Origin of the sequence: Pseudomonas sp. UMAB-40 (genome assembly GCF_900095275.1) — a bacterium.
Classification (GTDB): Bacteria; Pseudomonadota; Gammaproteobacteria; order Pseudomonadales; family Pseudomonadaceae; genus Aquipseudomonas; species Aquipseudomonas mandelii_B.
Genome location: NZ_LT607554.1, coordinates 51,788 through 68,172, shown reverse-complemented (window position 1 = coordinate 68,172; position 16,385 = coordinate 51,788). Strand labels below are relative to the sequence as shown.

19 protein-coding genes and 1 pseudogene are annotated in these 16,385 nt (G+C 60.1%); 4 read left to right on the top strand and 16 right to left on the bottom strand.

The genetic code is table 11. The features are described 5' to 3' along the window. Positions 1–2 precede the first annotated feature (2 nt). Genes K0F88_RS06805 through exbB form a run of 3 tightly spaced genes read right to left on the bottom strand, consistent with a single transcriptional unit; the run spans position 3 to position 2,158 of the window. Positions 3–752, bottom strand: a complete 750-nt coding sequence (locus tag K0F88_RS06805) for an energy transducer TonB (RefSeq protein WP_094469971.1) — start codon at positions 750–752, stop codon at positions 3–5. Continuing rightward, a complete protein-coding gene (gene exbD, locus K0F88_RS06800) occupies positions 749–1,177 on the bottom strand; it encodes a TonB system transport protein ExbD (RefSeq protein WP_109626740.1) in 429 nt (142 codons plus the stop codon). The genes K0F88_RS06805 and exbD overlap by 4 nt, the downstream gene beginning before the upstream one ends. 6 nt (positions 1,178–1,183) lie before the next feature. After that, positions 1,184–2,158: a tonB-system energizer ExbB gene (gene exbB, locus K0F88_RS06795; protein WP_219094645.1), complete on the bottom strand. Its 975-nt coding sequence runs from the start codon at positions 2,156–2,158 to the stop codon at positions 1,184–1,186. Between the two features lie 189 nt (positions 2,159–2,347). On the opposite strand from exbB, the gene K0F88_RS06790 reads away from it, so the two are divergent. Further along, a complete protein-coding gene (locus K0F88_RS06790; RefSeq protein WP_219094644.1) occupies positions 2,348–3,205 on the top strand; it encodes an SDR family oxidoreductase in 858 nt (285 codons plus the stop codon). A gap of 139 nt (positions 3,206–3,344) precedes the next feature. Here the strand turns inward: K0F88_RS06790 and K0F88_RS06785 are convergent, their stop codons facing one another. From K0F88_RS06785 to K0F88_RS06760, 6 genes are all read right to left on the bottom strand, one after another. After that, complete coding sequence (locus tag K0F88_RS06785) at positions 3,345–4,085, bottom strand: hypothetical protein (protein WP_094469976.1); 741 nt, start codon at positions 4,083–4,085, stop codon at positions 3,345–3,347. A gap of 57 nt (positions 4,086–4,142) precedes the next feature. After that, a complete protein-coding gene (locus K0F88_RS06780) occupies positions 4,143–4,523 on the bottom strand; it encodes a RidA family protein (protein ID WP_003229509.1) in 381 nt (126 codons plus the stop codon). Between the two features lie 24 nt (positions 4,524–4,547). Then, entirely contained in the window at positions 4,548–6,653 is a 2,106-nt protein-coding gene (spoT, locus tag K0F88_RS06775; protein WP_219094643.1) for a bifunctional GTP diphosphokinase/guanosine-3',5'-bis pyrophosphate 3'-pyrophosphohydrolase, read from the bottom strand. A gap of 57 nt (positions 6,654–6,710) precedes the next feature. Further along, positions 6,711–6,974, bottom strand: a complete 264-nt coding sequence (gene rpoZ / locus K0F88_RS06770; RefSeq protein ID WP_007894670.1) for a DNA-directed RNA polymerase subunit omega — start codon at positions 6,972–6,974, stop codon at positions 6,711–6,713. A gap of 167 nt (positions 6,975–7,141) precedes the next feature. Beyond that, a complete protein-coding gene (gmk, locus tag K0F88_RS06765; protein WP_219094642.1) occupies positions 7,142–7,762 on the bottom strand; it encodes a guanylate kinase in 621 nt (206 codons plus the stop codon). 12 nt (positions 7,763–7,774) lie between these two features. Then, positions 7,775–8,638, bottom strand: a complete 864-nt coding sequence (locus tag K0F88_RS06760) for a YicC/YloC family endoribonuclease (RefSeq protein ID WP_033059347.1) — start codon at positions 8,636–8,638, stop codon at positions 7,775–7,777. Between the two features lie 280 nt (positions 8,639–8,918). On the opposite strand from K0F88_RS06760, the gene rph reads away from it, so the two are divergent. Further along, positions 8,919–9,641, top strand: coding sequence for a ribonuclease PH (gene rph, locus K0F88_RS06755; protein ID WP_010465211.1), 723 nt, complete (start codon positions 8,919–8,921; stop codon positions 9,639–9,641). 27 nt (positions 9,642–9,668) lie between these two features. Further along, positions 9,669–10,037: a DUF4870 domain-containing protein gene (locus tag K0F88_RS06750; protein ID WP_094469980.1), complete on the top strand. Its 369-nt coding sequence runs from the start codon at positions 9,669–9,671 to the stop codon at positions 10,035–10,037. 172 nt (positions 10,038–10,209) lie between these two features. On the opposite strand, the gene K0F88_RS06745 is transcribed toward K0F88_RS06750, so the two are convergent. After that, entirely contained in the window at positions 10,210–10,989 is a 780-nt protein-coding gene (locus K0F88_RS06745; RefSeq protein WP_007934608.1) for an exodeoxyribonuclease III, read from the bottom strand. A gap of 82 nt (positions 10,990–11,071) precedes the next feature. Between K0F88_RS06745 and pyrE the strand changes: the two genes are divergently transcribed. Beyond that, positions 11,072–11,716 (top strand): orotate phosphoribosyltransferase, encoded by a 645-nt coding sequence (gene pyrE, locus K0F88_RS06740; protein ID WP_219094641.1) that lies wholly within the window; start codon positions 11,072–11,074, stop codon positions 11,714–11,716. 55 nt (positions 11,717–11,771) lie between these two features. Here pyrE and K0F88_RS06735 read toward each other — a convergent pair whose 3' ends face one another. The 6 genes and pseudogenes from K0F88_RS06735 to coaBC form a co-directional block, all read right to left on the bottom strand. Then, complete coding sequence (locus tag K0F88_RS06735) at positions 11,772–11,975, bottom strand: zinc ribbon-containing protein (protein WP_219094640.1); 204 nt, start codon at positions 11,973–11,975, stop codon at positions 11,772–11,774. Positions 11,976–12,165: 190 nt separating this feature from the next. Next, positions 12,166–13,071 carry an acetylglutamate kinase gene (gene argB, locus K0F88_RS06730; protein WP_010465204.1) on the bottom strand — a complete coding sequence of 302 codons (906 nt, stop codon included), beginning with the start codon at positions 13,069–13,071 and terminating at the stop codon, positions 12,166–12,168. A 25-nt stretch (positions 13,072–13,096) separates the two neighbouring features. After that, positions 13,097–14,500 (bottom strand): annotated as a pseudogene (locus K0F88_RS06725) (phosphomannomutase/phosphoglucomutase); the annotation flags it as partial. Next, a complete protein-coding gene (locus K0F88_RS06720) occupies positions 14,494–14,691 on the bottom strand; it encodes a hypothetical protein (RefSeq protein WP_094469983.1) in 198 nt (65 codons plus the stop codon). The gene K0F88_RS06720 and the pseudogene K0F88_RS06725, both read right to left, overlap by 7 nt. A gap of 111 nt (positions 14,692–14,802) precedes the next feature. Further along, a complete protein-coding gene (gene dut / locus K0F88_RS06715) occupies positions 14,803–15,258 on the bottom strand; it encodes a dUTP diphosphatase (RefSeq protein WP_059403885.1) in 456 nt (151 codons plus the stop codon). A gap of 5 nt (positions 15,259–15,263) precedes the next feature. Continuing rightward, the coding region (coaBC, locus tag K0F88_RS06710) for a bifunctional phosphopantothenoylcysteine decarboxylase/phosphopantothenate--cysteine ligase CoaBC (RefSeq protein WP_374039709.1) at positions 15,264–16,385 on the bottom strand (1,122 nt) is incomplete at its 5' end.

The following is a 16,385-nucleotide window of genomic DNA, read 5'->3' as shown; positions in this document are numbered from 1 at the left end:
GTTTAGCGGCGGCGTTTTTCCAGTGAGTAGAGGAACGGCGCCGTGATTTCAATCGTGCCATTGGTCAGCATGTCGGCCGGTGGCTTGGGCAGCGGTTGGGCGAGGCGGATCATTTCCAGGGTGGCCCGGTCCAGATCGGCAACGCCTGAACGGCCCACCAGTTCGTACGACAACACATTACCTTCGCCATCAACGATGAAGCGCAGGCGGTTGGTGCCTTGCTTGCCCCGATTCTGTGCGCTCGCCGGGTACTTTTTGTACTTGCCCAAGTGCGCAAGCAAAGTGCCTTCCCAGCTGGCCTTGGCCGCCTGTTGCGCCGGCGATGGACCCGGTGCCGGTTGCGCGGACTTCTCCGTCGGTGCCTGGGTCGGTTGCGCGTCGCTAGGCTTCTCCTCGGACGGCTTCTCCTTCGGCGGCTCCGGTTTTTTCTCCACAGGCTTGGGCGGTTGCGGCTTCGGCTTGGGTTTGACCGGCTTCGGCACAACGATCTCGGCCTTCGGCACTTCGGCCAGTTTCGGGATCGGCAGTTCTTCTACCGGGGCCGGTGGCTGTGGCGGCGTTATCACCTTCGGCGGTGCTGGCGGTGGCGGGGCCGGAACCGGTGCCAACTCGACCATCATCGCCTGCGGAGGCAGCTCGATCGGTGGGCGCGACGTCCAGTTCAGCGCCAGCGCAATGGCCAGTGCATGGACGCCCAGCACCACGGCCAGGCTCGCGCTATAACGCGTCAGCTTATGGCGCGTCGTGATCATTTCTTGACTGCCGTCTCGAGCCCGACCAGACCTACCTTCAGGTAACCGGCGGAGCGCAGGTTATCCATCACGCTCATCAGGTCGCCGTAATCCACGCCTTTATCGGCCTGGAAGAAGATCGTTGTGTCTTTCTTGCCTTGGGTCCTGGCGTCGAGGGTGGCGCCGAGTGCTTCGGCCTTCACTTCTTCTTCGCCGAGGTACAGGCGCTGGTCAGCCTTGACGCTGAGGAACACCGGTTTCTCCGGCCGCGGCGCCGGCTTGGCGCTGGAGGCCGGCAGGTCGACCTTGATGTCCACGGTGGCCAATGGAGCGGCCACCATGAAAATGATCAACAGCACCAGCATCACGTCGATGAACGGCGTGACGTTGATTTCGTGGTTCTCGGCCAGATCGTCGTCTGCGCCTTCTTTCAAATGCAAGCCCATGGCTGATTACCCTACTTTGACCACGTGGGGTTGCGCAGAGCGCTCGGCGGTCGGCAGGTGATCGAGGTCACGGCTGACCAGCAGCAGGACTTCAGCCGAGGCATCGGAGACTTGCGCCTTGTAGCCAGCGATGGAGCGAGCGAAGACGTTGTAGATCACCACGGCCGGAATCGCCGCAACCAGACCCAGCGCGGTGGCCAGCAGGGCTTCAGCGATGCCCGGCGCTACGACGGCGAGGTTGGTGGTCTGGGTTTTGGCGATTCCGATGAAGCTGTTCATGATGCCCCACACGGTGCCGAACAGGCCCACGAACGGCGCGGTGGAACCGATGGTGGCGAGCACGCCGGTGCCGCTGCTCATGTTGCGACCGCAGGCTGCAACCAAGCGCTCAAGACGGAAGGCCACACGTTCCTTGATGCCTTCTTTCTCGCGGCTGTTAACCGACAAACGCATCTCTTCCAGGGCGTCATGCACCAGCAGGTTGGCGAGGGTGCCTTGCTGGGTGGCGGTCGCGCTGGCTTCTCTAAGGGTCGTGGCTTTTTTCAGGTGGACGATTTCAGTGCGCAGGCGACGCTTGGCGCCCATCAGCTCGAAGCCCTTGGCGATCCAGATGGTCCAGGTGATGATCGAGGCGATGGCCAGGCCGATCATCACGATTTTCACGATAATATCGGCGTTCTGGTACATGCCCCAAGGTGACAGGTCGTGGGCCATGCCCAAGGTGTTGTCGGCTTCGAGGACTTCAGGAACGTCTTCGGCGTCTACTGCCTGGGCCGGGTCGGTTGCGCCTGGCGCTACGGCGGGGGCGGCATGGTCAGCCGGGGCTGGAGCAGCGGCGGCCGGAGTAGCCGGAGTGGCTGGCGCCTGTGCGTCAGCGAAAGCAGCGGTCGGTGCCAGCATCAGGCTGAGCAGCAGGGCAGCCACTGCGCTCCAGGCGCGAGGTCGTTTGGTTGGCGAAGCGGGGAATTGATTGCGTGTCATGCTGGCCGGACCTGAGAGAAAAATAGGGAGAATGTTCTTCCAGGCCTCGTAAGGCCGAGAACAAAAGTGGCGTGCATTATTGCAAGTAATTCTTGTTAACAAAAGTAATAGAGTATCTTTTTTTCCTTCATTGCTAGCCGCTCGTCCATTGTCGGCGCTAGTCTTTGCCTTTCTGATGGGAGTTTTCTGATGTCTGCGCCTTCTGTTTTGATCGCCGGCTGTGGTGATGTCGGCAGTCGTCTGGCCACGCAATTGGTGGCTTCCGGGTGGGAAGTTCATGGCCTGAGGCGTGACGTTTCACGCCTGCCCGAGGGGGTAATCGGCGTTGCCGGCGACTTGTTCAATAAGGACTGTCCTGAGACGTGGCCCATCGGTGCGGTGGATTACCTCGTGTATTGCGCGGCCGCTACCGATCACGATGAAGCCGGTTATCGCGCCGCTTATGTGCAGGGCTTGCAGCATGTGCTGGAGTGGCTGAACGACTACGGGCAGGTGCCGAACCGCCTGCTGTTTGTTTCCAGCAGCAGTGTTTATGGCCAGCAGAGTGGCGAGTGGGTCGACGAGACTTCGCCGACCATTGCCGAAGGTTATTCGGGCCGATTGATGCTGGAGGCCGAGCAAGTGGCGCTGCAGAGCGGCATCCCGGCGAGCATCGTGCGCTTGACCGGCATTTACGGCCCCGGCCGCGAATGGCTGCTGACTCAGGTGCGTCGCGGCTATCGCGTGGCCGTTGACCCGCCGCTTTACGGCAACCGCATCCACGCCGACGACGCGGCTGGGTTGATGGCGTTTTTGCTTGAAGCGGATCGACGCGGGTTGGCGTTGGATGACATCTACATTGGTGTTGACGATGCACCTGCGCCCTTGGCCGAAGTAGTGGCCTGGTTGCGTGAGTATTTGGGCGTGACCGAGTGGGCTGACGACGCGAGCGTGCGGCGTACTGGTAGCAAGCAATGCAGCAATGCCAGGGCGAAGGCCCTAGGCTGGACGCCGAAGTACCCAAGCTATCGCGAAGGCTACGCCGCGATTCTCGAAGGCCGTTGCTGACTTCCATACTCCCTAAAACAACTGTGGGAGCGGGCTTGCCCGCGATGAGGCCATAACATTCAACATCCTGGTTGACTGTTACACCGCCATCGCGGGCAAGCCCGCTCCCACAGGGTTATCTGTTGGCTCTAGGGCCGGGTTACTGCTTTTCCAGTAACCACTTGCGATCACCCGGCGTGAACTGAGGCATTTCATCCGCCTGAGCCGTGTTCACCGCCTGCACAATCTCCAGTTCCTTGCCCTTGCGCGCAAAGATCCAGGTATTGCCCTGGCCGTTCACTTGCAGCCACATATTGTCATTGCCGCCGCTCATCGACGCGCAATCGCCCGCCAGGCACAGGGCATAACGATCGGCCCCCGGCAAACCGGCAACCTGGCCATCGGCCTGGAATTGCACGGTATTGCCTTCGCCCGGACCGCTGACAATTTTCCAGCTGCCGCCCATGTAGGCGGTGTACAGCGCGCGTTCGAAGCTCGCGCCAATCGGTGCGCCATCCGGCACCGGAATCAGCGCACGGTCAAAGACCTGCTCCGGCTCGTTTTCGCTGGCAGCCTGGCTCAGTTGCTTGCCGTCACGCTTCAGTTCGCTGGCGGAGCTGCCATAAAAGTCGACTTTCCAGGCGCCGGACTCTTCGCCCAGCAACTTGCCGTCGACGTTTTCAAAACCATTGGTGTAGCGGGCCTGGGCGGCCTTCGTGTTGACGTCCCATTCCAGGTTCGGGCCATAAGCCTGGAGCGCTTCACGCAGGGGGCCGCCTTTGGACGCAGCGTCGATCGCCACCTGATTGATCCAGGTGCCGCTGATGTCACGATCGGCAGGGTTGCTGGCACAACCGCCCAAGAGTAGGGCGACCAGCGAGAGAGCTAGCGCATGGCGCATGGTGGAATCCTTTCAGAAACGAAGTCGGCGCAACCTTGAAAGGCTGCGCCGGATGTATTACTCGATGACCAGAATGGCATCCATTTCAACCTGCGAACCCTTTGGCAGGGCAGCGACGCCGATGGCGGCACGGGCAGGGTATGGCTGGTCAAAGTACTTGCCCATGATCTCGTTGACCTTGGCGAAGTGGCTCAGATCGGTGAGGAAGATGTTCAGTTTGACGATGTCCTTGAACGAACCGCCAGCGGCTTCGGCCACGGCTTTGAGGTTCTCGAACACTTGGACGGTCTGGGCTTCGAAGCCTTCAACCAGTTCCATGGTTTTTGGGTCCAGAGGAATCTGGCCCGACATGTAGACGGTGTTGCCAGCCTTGATCGCCTGGGAGTAAGTACCGATGGCGGCCGGGGCCTTGTCGCTGGTGATAACAGTCTTGGTCATGAATGACTCCTTGTAATAGTGGGCTTAGGCGCGCATGCGGGTGATGCGAATCACCCCGGTCAACGCACGCAGTTTCTTGATCACGCGGGCCAGGTGCACGCGGTCGTGCACGCTGACCACCAGTTGGACCACGCTGATGCGACCATCGCGTTCGTCCATGCTGATTTTCTCGATATTGCCGTCGGCCGCGTTGACGCTGCTGGCCAGCAGAGCGATCAGGCCGCGCTGATGTTCCAGTTCTACGCGCAGCTCGACGTTGAATTCGCCGGTGACATCCTTGGCCCACGAGAGCTGGATGCATTTTTCCGGGTTGTGACGGATTTCGCTGATGTTGCGGCAGTTGTCCAGGTGCACGACCATGCCTTTGCCGGCGGACAAGTGACCGACAATCGGGTCGCCCGGGATCGGTGTGCAGCACTTGGCGTAGCTGAGCACCAGACCTTCGGTGCCGCGGATCGCCAGCGGGCCTTCCGGACTTGGCAGCTGTTCGCCTTCGCCAAGCAGACGGCGGGCGACCACGTAGGCCATGCGATTGCCCAGGCCGATGTCTTCCAGCAAGTCTTCGATCAGTTCGAGACGGTATTCGGCGAGCATCGCCTTGAGGCGATCGGCGGCTACTTTTTCCAGCGAGCTGTCGAAACCGTTGAGCACTTTGTTCAGCAGGCGTTCGCCGAGGCTGATGGACTCGGAACGGCGTTGCAGTTTCAGCGCATGACGGATGTGGGTCCGCGCCTTGCCGGTGACCACGAAGTTGAGCCACGCCGGGTTTGGCCGCGCGCCGGGAGCACTGACGATTTCGACCGTGGAGCCGCTTTGCAGCGGTTCGGACAGCGGTGCGAGACGACGATTGATCCGGCAGGCGATGCAGCTGTTGCCCACGTCGGTGTGCACTGCGTAAGCGAAGTCGACCGCCGTGGAGCCTTTTGGCAGCTCCATGATCCGGCCTTTGGGCGTGAACACGTAGACCTCGTCCGGGAACAGGTCGATCTTCACGCTCTCGATGAATTCCAGCGAGTTGCCGGCCCGTTGCTGCATTTCCAGCACGCCTTTGACCCACTGCCGGGCGCGGGCGTGAGTGCCTTTTGGCTGCTCGTCGCCGCTGGATTTGTACAGCCAATGGGCGGCGATGCCGTTGTTGGCCATCTCTTCCATTTCACGGGTGCGGATCTGAATCTCGATCGGTACACCGTGCATGCCGAACAGCGTGGTGTGCAGCGACTGATAGCCGTTGGCCTTGGGGATCGCGATGTAATCCTTGAAGCGTCCCGGCAACGGTTTGTACAAATTATGCACAGCACCTAGCACGCGGTAGCAGGTGTCGACCTTGTCGACGATGATCCGGAACGCATAGACGTCCATGATCTCGTTGAAGGCCCGACGCTTGCCGCGCATTTTCTTGTAGATGCCGTAGAGGTGTTTCTGACGACCGCTGACCTCGCCCTGAATGCCGTCGATGGCCAGACAGTGGCTGAGGGATTCTTCGATCTTGTTGACGATTTCCTTGCGGTTGCCCCGGGCGCGTTTGACCGCCTGGTTGATCCGCGCGGAACGCATCGGGTGCATGGCCTTGAAGCCGAGGTCTTCGAATTCTATGCGGATGGCGTGCATGCCCAGCCGGTTGGCGATGGGCGCATAGATTTCCAGGGTTTCCTTGGCGATCCGCCGGCGCTTTTCACCGGACAGGACTTCCAGCGTGCGCATGTTGTGCAGGCGGTCGGCGAGCTTGACCAGGATCACGCGAATGTCGCGCGCCATGGCCATGGCCATTTTCTGGAAGTTTTCGGCTTGGGCTTCGGCCTTGGTCTCGAAGTTCATCTGGGTCAGTTTGCTGACCCCGTCGACCAGTTCGGCCACGGTTTCGCCGAACTGCGCTTGCAGCGCTTCCTTGGCAATACCGGTGTCTTCGATTACGTCATGCAGCATCGCAGCCATCAGGCTCTGATGGTCCATGTGCATGTCGGCAAGAATATTCGCCACCGCAAGAGGATGCGTGACATACGCCTCACCGCTACGGCGGCGTTGCCCGTCGTGGGCTTGTTCGGCGTAGAAATACGCTCGGCGGACCAGGTTGACCTGGTCCTTGCCGAGGTAGGTCGATAAGCGATCGGCGAGGGCGTCTATGCTCGGCATGATGACTCCTGCCGTTCGCTGTGACCCCGCGCCGTGCTACGTCGACCAGGCATAGGCTTAGACGGCCTCGTTGGACTCGTCCTCGAACGCTGCGAACAGCGGTTCGTCTTCGACGATTTCAGCATTGGCGATGAACTCGTAGCTCATCAGGCCTTCAGCGATTTCACGCAAGGCTACAACGGTAGGCTTGTCGTTTTCCCACTGTACCAGTGGCTCTTTGCCGCCGGTGGCCAGTTGACGGGCACGCTTGGTGGACAGCATGACCAGTTCAAAACGGTTTTCCACGTGGTTCAGGCAGTCTTCAACGGTTACGCGGGCCATGGTATTCCTCGGAGCGAATGCAATATGCGCGCTGCCCGGGTGGGCGAGCGGACTGAACAGTTTAAAAAATCACCAGCGATTAGGGAAGCGCTGATTTTTTGACCAAGCCCTTCAACGCGCTGCAAGTGCCAATGTAAAGCCCTTGCAGCGGTTTTGGGAAGGGCTGTTTAGCCGAGCAATTCAGCCAAAAGTTTTCCGTTACGCTGCTGCTGACGCTTCTGATGCAGCTGATTGGCACGGAAAATCGCCTGCAAATCCTTCAGCGCATGGGCGAAATCGTCATTGATGATCAGGTAGTCGTAGTCGACGTAGTGGCTCATTTCGCTGACAGCTTCGCGCATCCGCCCCTCAATGACCTCGTCACTGTCCTGGCCGCGATTGTTCAGGCGCTGATGCAAGGCTTGGAGAGAGGGCGGCAGAATGAAGATCGAACGGGCCTGGGGCATCAACTTGCGCACTTGCTCGGCACCCTGCCAGTCGATTTCCAGAATCAGGTCGTGGCCTTCGTCCAAGGTCTGCTGCAGGTGGCTTTGCGAAGTGCCGTAGAGGTTGCTGAACACTTCGGCGCGCTCAAGGAAATCCCCGTGCTCGATCATCTTCACGAACTCGCCGCGTTCGACGAAGTGATAGTTCACGCCGTTCACTTCGCCGGGGCGCATGGCGCGGGTGGTGTGAGAGACCGAGACGCGGATCTCCTGATCAGCGTCGGTCAGGGCCTTGACCAGGCTGCTCTTGCCCGCGCCCGAAGGGGCGGAAATGATGTAAAGGGTGCCGGTGCTGTGGGTCATGTCAGGGTTGCCTTACTCAATATTCTGCACTTGTTCGCGCATCTGCTCGATCAACACTTTGAGGTTGACCGCCGCCTGGGTGCTGCGCGGGTCGAAGGCTTTGGAGCCCAGTGTATTGGCTTCGCGGTTGAGCTCCTGCATCAGGAAGTCCAGGCGCCGACCGGCAGCGCCGCCGGATTTGAGCACCCGGCGAACTTCAATGATGTGCGTGCTCAGGCGATCCAGTTCTTCGGCCACATCGCTCTTTTGCGCGAGCATGACCATTTCCTGTTCCAGGCGCTGCGGGTCCATCTCGGCTTTCATGTCGGCGAAGCGGTCGAGGACTTTCTGGCGCTGGGTGGCGAGCATCTGCGGGACGAGTTCACGCAGGGTCACCACATCTTCTTCAATGGAGGTCAGGCGATCGTTGATCAAGCGGGCCAGCTCCGCGCCTTCGCGCTCGCGGCCGGCCTTGAGTTCTTTCAGGCCTTCGTTGAACAGCGCCAGGGCTTCGGCATTCAAGGCTTGCGGGTCGGTGGCGTCGCCCACCAGCACGCCGGGCCAGGCCAGGACTTCCAGTGGATTGAGCGCGGCCGGATTCTTGATCAGGCTGGCGATGGTCTCGGCGGCGGCGACCAATTGCGCGGCGCGCTCGCGGTCCACTTGCAGGGGTTTGTCGGTGTTTTCTTCGGTGAAGCGCAGAGTGCATTCGAGTTTGCCCCGGGAGATGCCCTGGCGCAGCGCTTCGCGGACCGCACCTTCGAGGTCGCGAAACGACTCCGGCAGGCGCAGATGGGGTTCCAGGTAGCGGCTGTTGACCGAGCGCAGTTCCCAGCTCAGGGTGCCTTGGGCGCCGGCTTTTTCAACGCGGGCGAAGGCGGTCATGCTGTGCACCATGGAGGTACCTCGCAATTCAGGTTTGCGTTACCAAAGGTTTCGCGAGACCCGATATCTGTGAATTAAAGCCGACAGGCAGCAAAGGCGCAGGATTGTAGCGCAGTGGGGTGGATGCGCCCAAACATACGGTGTGACAAAGGGCGGCAGGCCGTCGGTAAAGCGCTGTTCTACGCTCTAGTCAGCGCCTTCAATCGTCGGACGGATTTTTTAGAAGTGCCCAGTCTTGGCGCGCGGCTCTATAATGCTCGGCAGTTTTCCGTCCTCCGTACAGGTATTCCCTATGAAACGTCCAAGTGGTCGCGCTGCCGATCAGCTCCGCTCGATCCGCATTACCCGCAACTACACCAAACACGCCGAGGGATCTGTACTGGTCGAGTTCGGTGATACCAAAGTCATCTGCACCGTCAGTGTTGAAAACGGCGTACCACGTTTTCTCAAGGGCCAGGGCCAAGGCTGGTTGACCGCCGAATATGGCATGCTGCCGCGCGCCACCGGCGAGCGTAACCAGCGTGAAGCGAGCCGTGGCAAGCAAGGCGGCCGCACCCTGGAAATCCAGAGACTGATCGGTCGCTCCCTGCGTGCTTCGCTGGACATGTCCAAGCTGGGCGACGTCACCCTGTACGTCGACTGCGACGTGATCCAGGCCGACGGTGGCACCCGCACCGCGTCCATCACCGGCGCCATGGTTGCGCTGGTCGATGCCTTGAAAGTGATCAAGAAGCGCGGCGGCCTGAAAGGCGGCGACCCGCTCAAGCAAATGATCGCTGCTGTTTCCGTTGGCATGTACCAGGGCGAGCCTGTGCTCGACCTCGACTACCTGGAAGACTCGGCTGCCGAGACTGACCTGAACGTGGTGATGACCAGCACTGGCGGCTTCATCGAAGTCCAGGGCACAGCCGAAGGCGCGCCGTTCCAGCCGGAAGAGCTGAACGCTATGCTTGAACTGGCGAAGAAAGGCATGACCGAGATCTTCGAACTGCAAAAGGCCGCACTGGCCGACTGATCGGATGTTCCACGCAAGGAGGACACCATGAGTGACGAGCAGCAGCTACTTCCCATCCCGAGCAAAGAGGTTCGGCAGTGGGCAATGTTTTGTCACTTGTCCGCCTTGCTGGGGATATGGATTCCGTTCGGTACGCTGATCGGCCCGCTGATCCTCTGGCAGATGAAGCGCGAGATGGACCCGTTTGTCGATGCCCAGGGCAAGGAGGCGCTGAACTTTCAGATCACCGTCGCTATTGCCTCCGCCATCTGCTTCCTGTTGATGGTGGTGATCGTCGGGTTCTTTCTGTTGGGTCTGGTGGCGATTGGTGCGTTGGTGTTGACGATCATCGGTGGTGTGAAAGCCAATGAGGGGGTGCCGTATCGGTATCCGTTCACCTGGCGGTTGATCAAATAACGATCGATGAGAATCCCTGTGGGAGCGAGCTTGCTCGCGATAGCGGTCTGACAGTCACTGCATCAGTGCCAGTTCGACCGCTATCGCGAGCAAGCTCGCTCCCACAGTAAAAATCAGCGCGCACAAAAAAGCCGACACTGCTGTCGGCTTTTTTGTGTCTGCGAAACGACGCTTAGATGGTCAGCGTCCAGTCGTAGTCCACGATCAGTGGTGCGTGTTGCGAGAACCGTGGCTGGCGTGGCAGGCGTGCGCTGCGAACAAAACGGCGCAGGCCAGGGGTCAGCAACTGGTAGTCGAAACGCCAACCGAGGTTGAGCATTTCCGCCTGTTCGTTGTCCGGCCACCAGCTGTACTGGTCGCCTTCACGGCTGACTTCACGCAGGGCATCAACATAGCCCATGTTGCCGACAATCTCGTCCATCCAGGCACGTTCAGGTGCCAGGAAGCCCGGGGATTGCTGGCTGTCGCGCCAGTTCTTGATATCCAGCTTCTGTTGCGCCACGTACAGCGAGCCACAATAAATGTACTCGCGACGTTTGCGTCGCTGTTTATCCAGGTAACGGGCGAAGTCGTCCATTAGCTTGAACTTCTGGTTCAAGTCTTCATCGCCGTTCTGCCCCGAAGGGAGCAGCAAGGTCGCGATGCTGACCTTGTCGAAATCGGCTTGCAGGTAGCGCCCGTAGCGGTCGGCCGTCTCGAAGCCGAGACCGCTGATGACTGCCTTCGGTTGCAACCGCGAATACAAAGCCACGCCACCCTGGGCGGGAACTTCGGCTTCGCAGGCATAAAGGAAGTAGCCATCCAGTTGGAAGGCTGGATCGTCCAGTTCAAAGGCGGAGGCGCGGGTGTCCTGCAGGCAGATGACGTCGGCATTCTGTGCTTGCAGCCAACTGAGCAAACCTCGCTCCACTGCAGCCTGAATACCATTGACGTTCACACTGATGATCCGCATAAATGGCCCCAAAAATCGCGTGCGTGTATGATACACGGCGTCAACCTAATTAGCTAAATCCGTGGTATTTGGGGTTTTTTTCATGCAAGCGTATCAGCGCGATTTCATTCGTTTTGCCATCGATCGCGGCGTTTTGCGCTTCGGCGAGTTCACCCTGAAGTCCGGGCGCACCAGTCCTTACTTCTTCAATGCCGGCCTGTTCAACTCGGGTTCTGCCCTTGCGCAGCTGGGTCGTTTTTACGCGGCAGCCATCGTCGAGAGCGGCATTTCGTTCGATGTATTGTTTGGCCCGGCGTACAAAGGCATCCCGTTGGCGGCGACCACCGCAGTGGCGCTGGCCGAACATCATGGCCGTGACCTGCCATGGTGCTTCAACCGCAAAGAAGCCAAGGCCCACGGCGAAGGCGGCAGTCTCGTTGGCGCGCCCTTGACCGGCGAAGTGCTGATCATCGACGACGTGATCACCGCTGGCACCGCCATCCGCGAAGTGATGCAGATCATCGCTTCCCAGGACGGCGCCAAGGCCAAGGGCGTGCTCATCGCCCTGAACCGCCAGGAGCGTGGCAACGGCGAGTTGTCGGCGATCCAGGAAGTGGAGCGTGATTTTGGTATTCCGGTGATCAGCATCGTGTCGCTGAACCAGGTGCTGGAATTCCTCGCGGACGATCCGCAGCTCAAGCAGCATTTGCCAGCCGTTGAAGCCTATAGGGCTCAGTTCGGCGTCTAAAGAAAAGGCCCTGTGAGAACAGGGCCTTTTTGTATCGGGAAAAAAACGACTGTGCTTATCTGTTTGGATACGGATCTTTCACCGCGTCGCCCTGGCCGGTCAGAACTTTCCAGCCATTAAGCAGGTGCACCGATTTCTGGCGCTGAGGGCACGGCGGAATCGAGGTTTTGGCCTGATTCGAATACCGATGTCCGCAGTCCACGCATTCAAAGGTGCCTGCTGAAACATCGCTGCCGTAAGGGACGTAGTCTTTTTGCATGAGGTCATTCTCCTGTGGATACAGGGAAGATCCTATGCGGACTGTTGCAGGCAGGATGTCGGACGTTTCGCTGAGTCAGGTCGGATGTTTCCGGCACGCATAAAAAAGATCGCAGACTTCGTCAGCGCCTACGGAATATTCGTACATTCGTAGGTGCTGCCGAGGGCTGCGATCTTTTGCCGTTCTTGACTCAGTGACGCTTGCGATTGCTGATCAACGTACCCACACCGGTGTCGGTGAAGATCTCCAGCAGAATCGCATTCGGCACCCGGCCATCAATGATCAACGAGCTGCCGACGCCGCCCTGAACCGCTTCCAGCGCACAACGGATCTTCGGCAGCATGCCGCCGTAGATGGTGCCGTCGGCGATCAGCTCGTCGACTTGCTGGGTGGTCAGGCCGGTGAGGACCGTGCCCGACTTGTCCATCAGGCCGGCGATGTTGGTCAGCAGCATCAGCTTTTCGGCTTTCAGCGCTTCAGCGACTTTGCCGGCCACCAGGTCAGCGTTGATGTTGTACGACTCGCCGTTGGCGCCAACGCCAATCGGCGCGATGACCGGGATGAAATCACCTTTGACCAGCAGGTTCAGCAGGTCGGTGTTGATGCCGACCACTTCGCCCACTTGCCCGATGTCGATGATTTCCGGCTGGGTCATCTCCGGCGTCTGGCGGGTCACGGTGAGCTTCTTCGCACGAATCAGCTCGGCGTCTTTACCGGTCAGGCCGATGGCGCTGCCGCCATGACGGTTGATCAGGTTGACGATGTCCTTGTTCACCTGGCCGCCGAGGACCATTTCCACTACATCCATGGTCTGCGCGTCAGTCACGCGCATGCCATCGATGAAGTGGCTCTCGATCGACAGACGCTTGAGCAGGTCGCCGATTTGCGGGCCGCCGCCGTGAACCACCACCGGGTTGATGCCGACAGCTTTCATCAGCACGATGTCGCGGGCGAAGCCGGTTTTCAGCTCCTCGCTTTCCATCGCGTTACCGCCGTATTTGATCACCAGCGTCTTGCCAACATAGCGGCGAATGTAAGGCAACGCTTCGGACAGGACCTTGGCGGTGTTGGCGGCGGCTTCGCGTTCGAGGGTCATTCAGGGCTCCGGGTGCTTCAGAAGATCAAAACGGTAATTGGAGATCAGGTGCAACACGCTTCAGCTGGACTTTGAATACGTCCTTGATGCGCTGCAATTCCGCCTCGTCATCGGCCTCGAAACGCAGCACCAGCACCGGTGTGGTGTTGGACGCGCGAACCAGGCCCCAGCCTTTGGCGTAGTCGACTCGCACGCCGTCGATGGTGGTCAGGTCGGCGCCTTCGCCCCACTTCGCGTCGTGCAATGCATCAATGATGCTGAATTTGCTCTCTTCGGTCACATGGATATTGATTTCCGGCGTAGAAATATCGTTCGGGAAGGTCGCAAACAGCTCTTCCGCGGTGGATTTTTCCTTGCTGAGGATCTCCAGCAGACGCGCGGCGCTGTAAATGCCGTCGTCGAAACCGAACCAGCGTTCCTTGAAGAAGATGTGCCCGCTCATTTCGCCGGCCAACAGCGCGCCGGTTTGTTTCATTTTCTTTTTGATCAACGAGTGACCGGTCTTCCACATTAGCGGACGACCGCCGTATTCCTTGATCAGCGGCGTCAGGCGGCGGGTGCATTTGACGTCGAAGATGATTTCCGCGTCCGGATTGCGTTCCAGCACGTCACGAGCGAACAGCATCAGCAGGCGGTCCGGGTAGACGATGCTGCCGGTGTTGGTCACCACACCGACGCGGTCGCCGTCGCCGTCGAAGGCTAGGCCCAGGTCAGCGTTGGTTTCCTTGACCTTGGCGATCAGGTCGACGAGGTTTTCAGGCTTGCCCGGGTCCGGGTGGTGGTTCGGGAAGTTGCCGTCGACGTCGCAGAACAGCGGGATGACTTCGCAGTTCAACGCTTCGATCAATTGCGGGGCGATCACGCCGGCCGCGCCGTTGCCGCAGTCGACCACGACTTTGAGGCGGCGAGCCAGTTTGATGTCCTGGACGATTTCGGTGTTGTAGCGGTCGAGGATCTCGACCTGGGTGACGCTGCCCTTGCCGCTGCTCAGGTTGTTGGTCTTGAGGCGGTCGTGCAGGGCCTGGATCTGTTCGTTGGCCAGGGTGTCGCCGGCGATCACGATCTTGAAGCCGTTGTAGTTCGACGGGTTGTGGCTACCGGTCAGCATCACGCCGGATTTGCCGGCCAGGACGTTGGCGGCGTAGTACAGGGCCGGGGTTGGCACCAGGCCGACGTCGCTGACGTGGCAACCGCTGTCGGCCAGGCCTTTGATCAACTGTTCAACGAGTTCCGGGCCGGAAAGACGACCGTCGCGGCCAACGGAAACGTTCGGTTCGTCCTGGGCCAGGCTTTGGGCACCGATGGCGCGGCCGAGCCAATAAGCGGTCTCAGCGTTCAGGAGTTCCGGGACGGTGCCGCGAATGTCGTAGGCGCGGAAGATGCTGTCCGGGAACTTGGGTGCGACTGTGGCTGGGCTGCTCATTACTGGAAATGCTCCATCTCGAAGGTGGCTGGACCTGTCTGCGAAGAACTCGTCAGCAGGCGCAAACTGAAGGGTATGACGGCGTTTTCCACTGAGAGTTCGTGGTACGAAAAGGCCATGACACCGGTTTCACTGAGCATCTGGACGGCCAATGCCTTGATTTCCAGTGTTAAACCTTGCAGATGACGTTCGTGCAATTTTCAGTGCGAAACCTGTGGGAGCGAGCTTGCTCGCGACTCCGTTGTCGAATGTGCAACCGTCATCGCGAGCAAGCGCGCTCCCACAATGAATTCCTTAACTCTTTTGGATCAGTGGCTGCCGGAATGCCCAAAACCGCCAGCACCGCGCTCGGTTTCAACGAACTCTTCGACCATCTCGAAGTGCGCTTGAACCACCGGCACCAGAACCAGCTGCGCCAGGCGCTCACCGACCACCATGTTGAAGTCGGTCTGGCCACGGTTCCAGCACGAAACCATCAGCGGGCCCTGGTAATCGGAGTCGATCAAACCGACCAGGTTGCCCAGCACGATGCCGTGCTTATGCCCCAGGCCGGAGCGCGGCAGGATCAGCGCAGCCAAACCTGGATCGCCAATGTAGACGGACAGGCCGGTCGGGATCAGCACGGTTTCACCCGGCTTGATGACGGTGTCTTTTTCCAGCATCGCGCGCAGGTCGAGGCCGGCGGAGCCTGGCGTGGCGTATTGCGGCAGCGGGAATTCGGTACCGATGCGAGGGTCGAGGATCTTGGCTTGCAAAGCGTGCATGTAAATTAAACCTGGTTCAGACGTTCGGCGATAAAAGTGATCAGCTGGCGAGCGATTTTGCTCTTGCTGGTCTGGGCGAAAAGTGTGGCGTGCAGTTCACGGTCGATCACGCTGCAGGCGTTTTCTTCGCTGTTGAAGCCAATGCTCGGGTTGGCGACGTCGTTGGCGACGATCAAATCGAGGTTCTTGTCTTTCAACTTGCGGGCAGCGTAGTCGAGCAGGTGTTCGGTTTCAGCGGCGAAACCGACACTGAACGGACGGTCAGGGCGCGTGGCGATGGTGGCCAGGATGTCCGGGTTGCGCACCATCTGTAGCAACAAGCCGTCGCCGTTCGTAGGGTCTTTCTTGAGTTTCTGTGGGGCGACGACTTCCGGGCGGTAATCCGCGACCGCTGCCGAGGCGATAAACAGATCGCAAGGGATCGCGGCTTCACAGGCGGCGAGCATGTCGCGAGCGCTGACCACGTCGATGCGCGTGACGCGATCCGGGGTCGGCAGGTGCACCGGGCCGGTAATCAGCGTGACTCGGGCGCCGGCTTCTACCGCGGCTTCGGCCAGGGCAAAGCCCATTTTGCCGGAGCTGTGGTTGGTGATGTAGCGCACCGGGTCGATGTTTTCCTGGGTCGGGCCGGCGGTGATCAGCACGTGTTTGCCAGTCAATGCCTGGCGCTTGAAGCAGTCCGCCGCGCATTGGGCGAGCTCGACGGCTTCGAGCATGCGGCCCAGGCCGACGTCACCGCAGGCCTGGCTCCCGGAGGCCGGGCCGAAGGCTTTGATGTCGCGGCTTTCGAGGGTTTGCAGGTTGGCCTGGGTCGCCGGGTCGCGCCACATGGCCTGGTTCATCGCCGGGGCAACGGCGACCACGGCATCGGTGGCCAGCACCAGCGTAGTCAGCAGATCGTCGGCAATACCTTGTGCCAGTCGGGCGATCAGGTCCGCCGTAGCGGGGGCGATCAGCACCATATCGGCCCACTTGGCCAGCTCGATGTGCCCCATGGCAGCTTCAGCCGCCGGGTCCAGCAGGTCGAGATGAACCGGGTGGCCGGACAAGGCCTGCATGGTCAACGGGGTGATGAACTCGCTGCCGCCACGGGTCATGACCACGCGCACTTCGGCACCCTGGTCGAT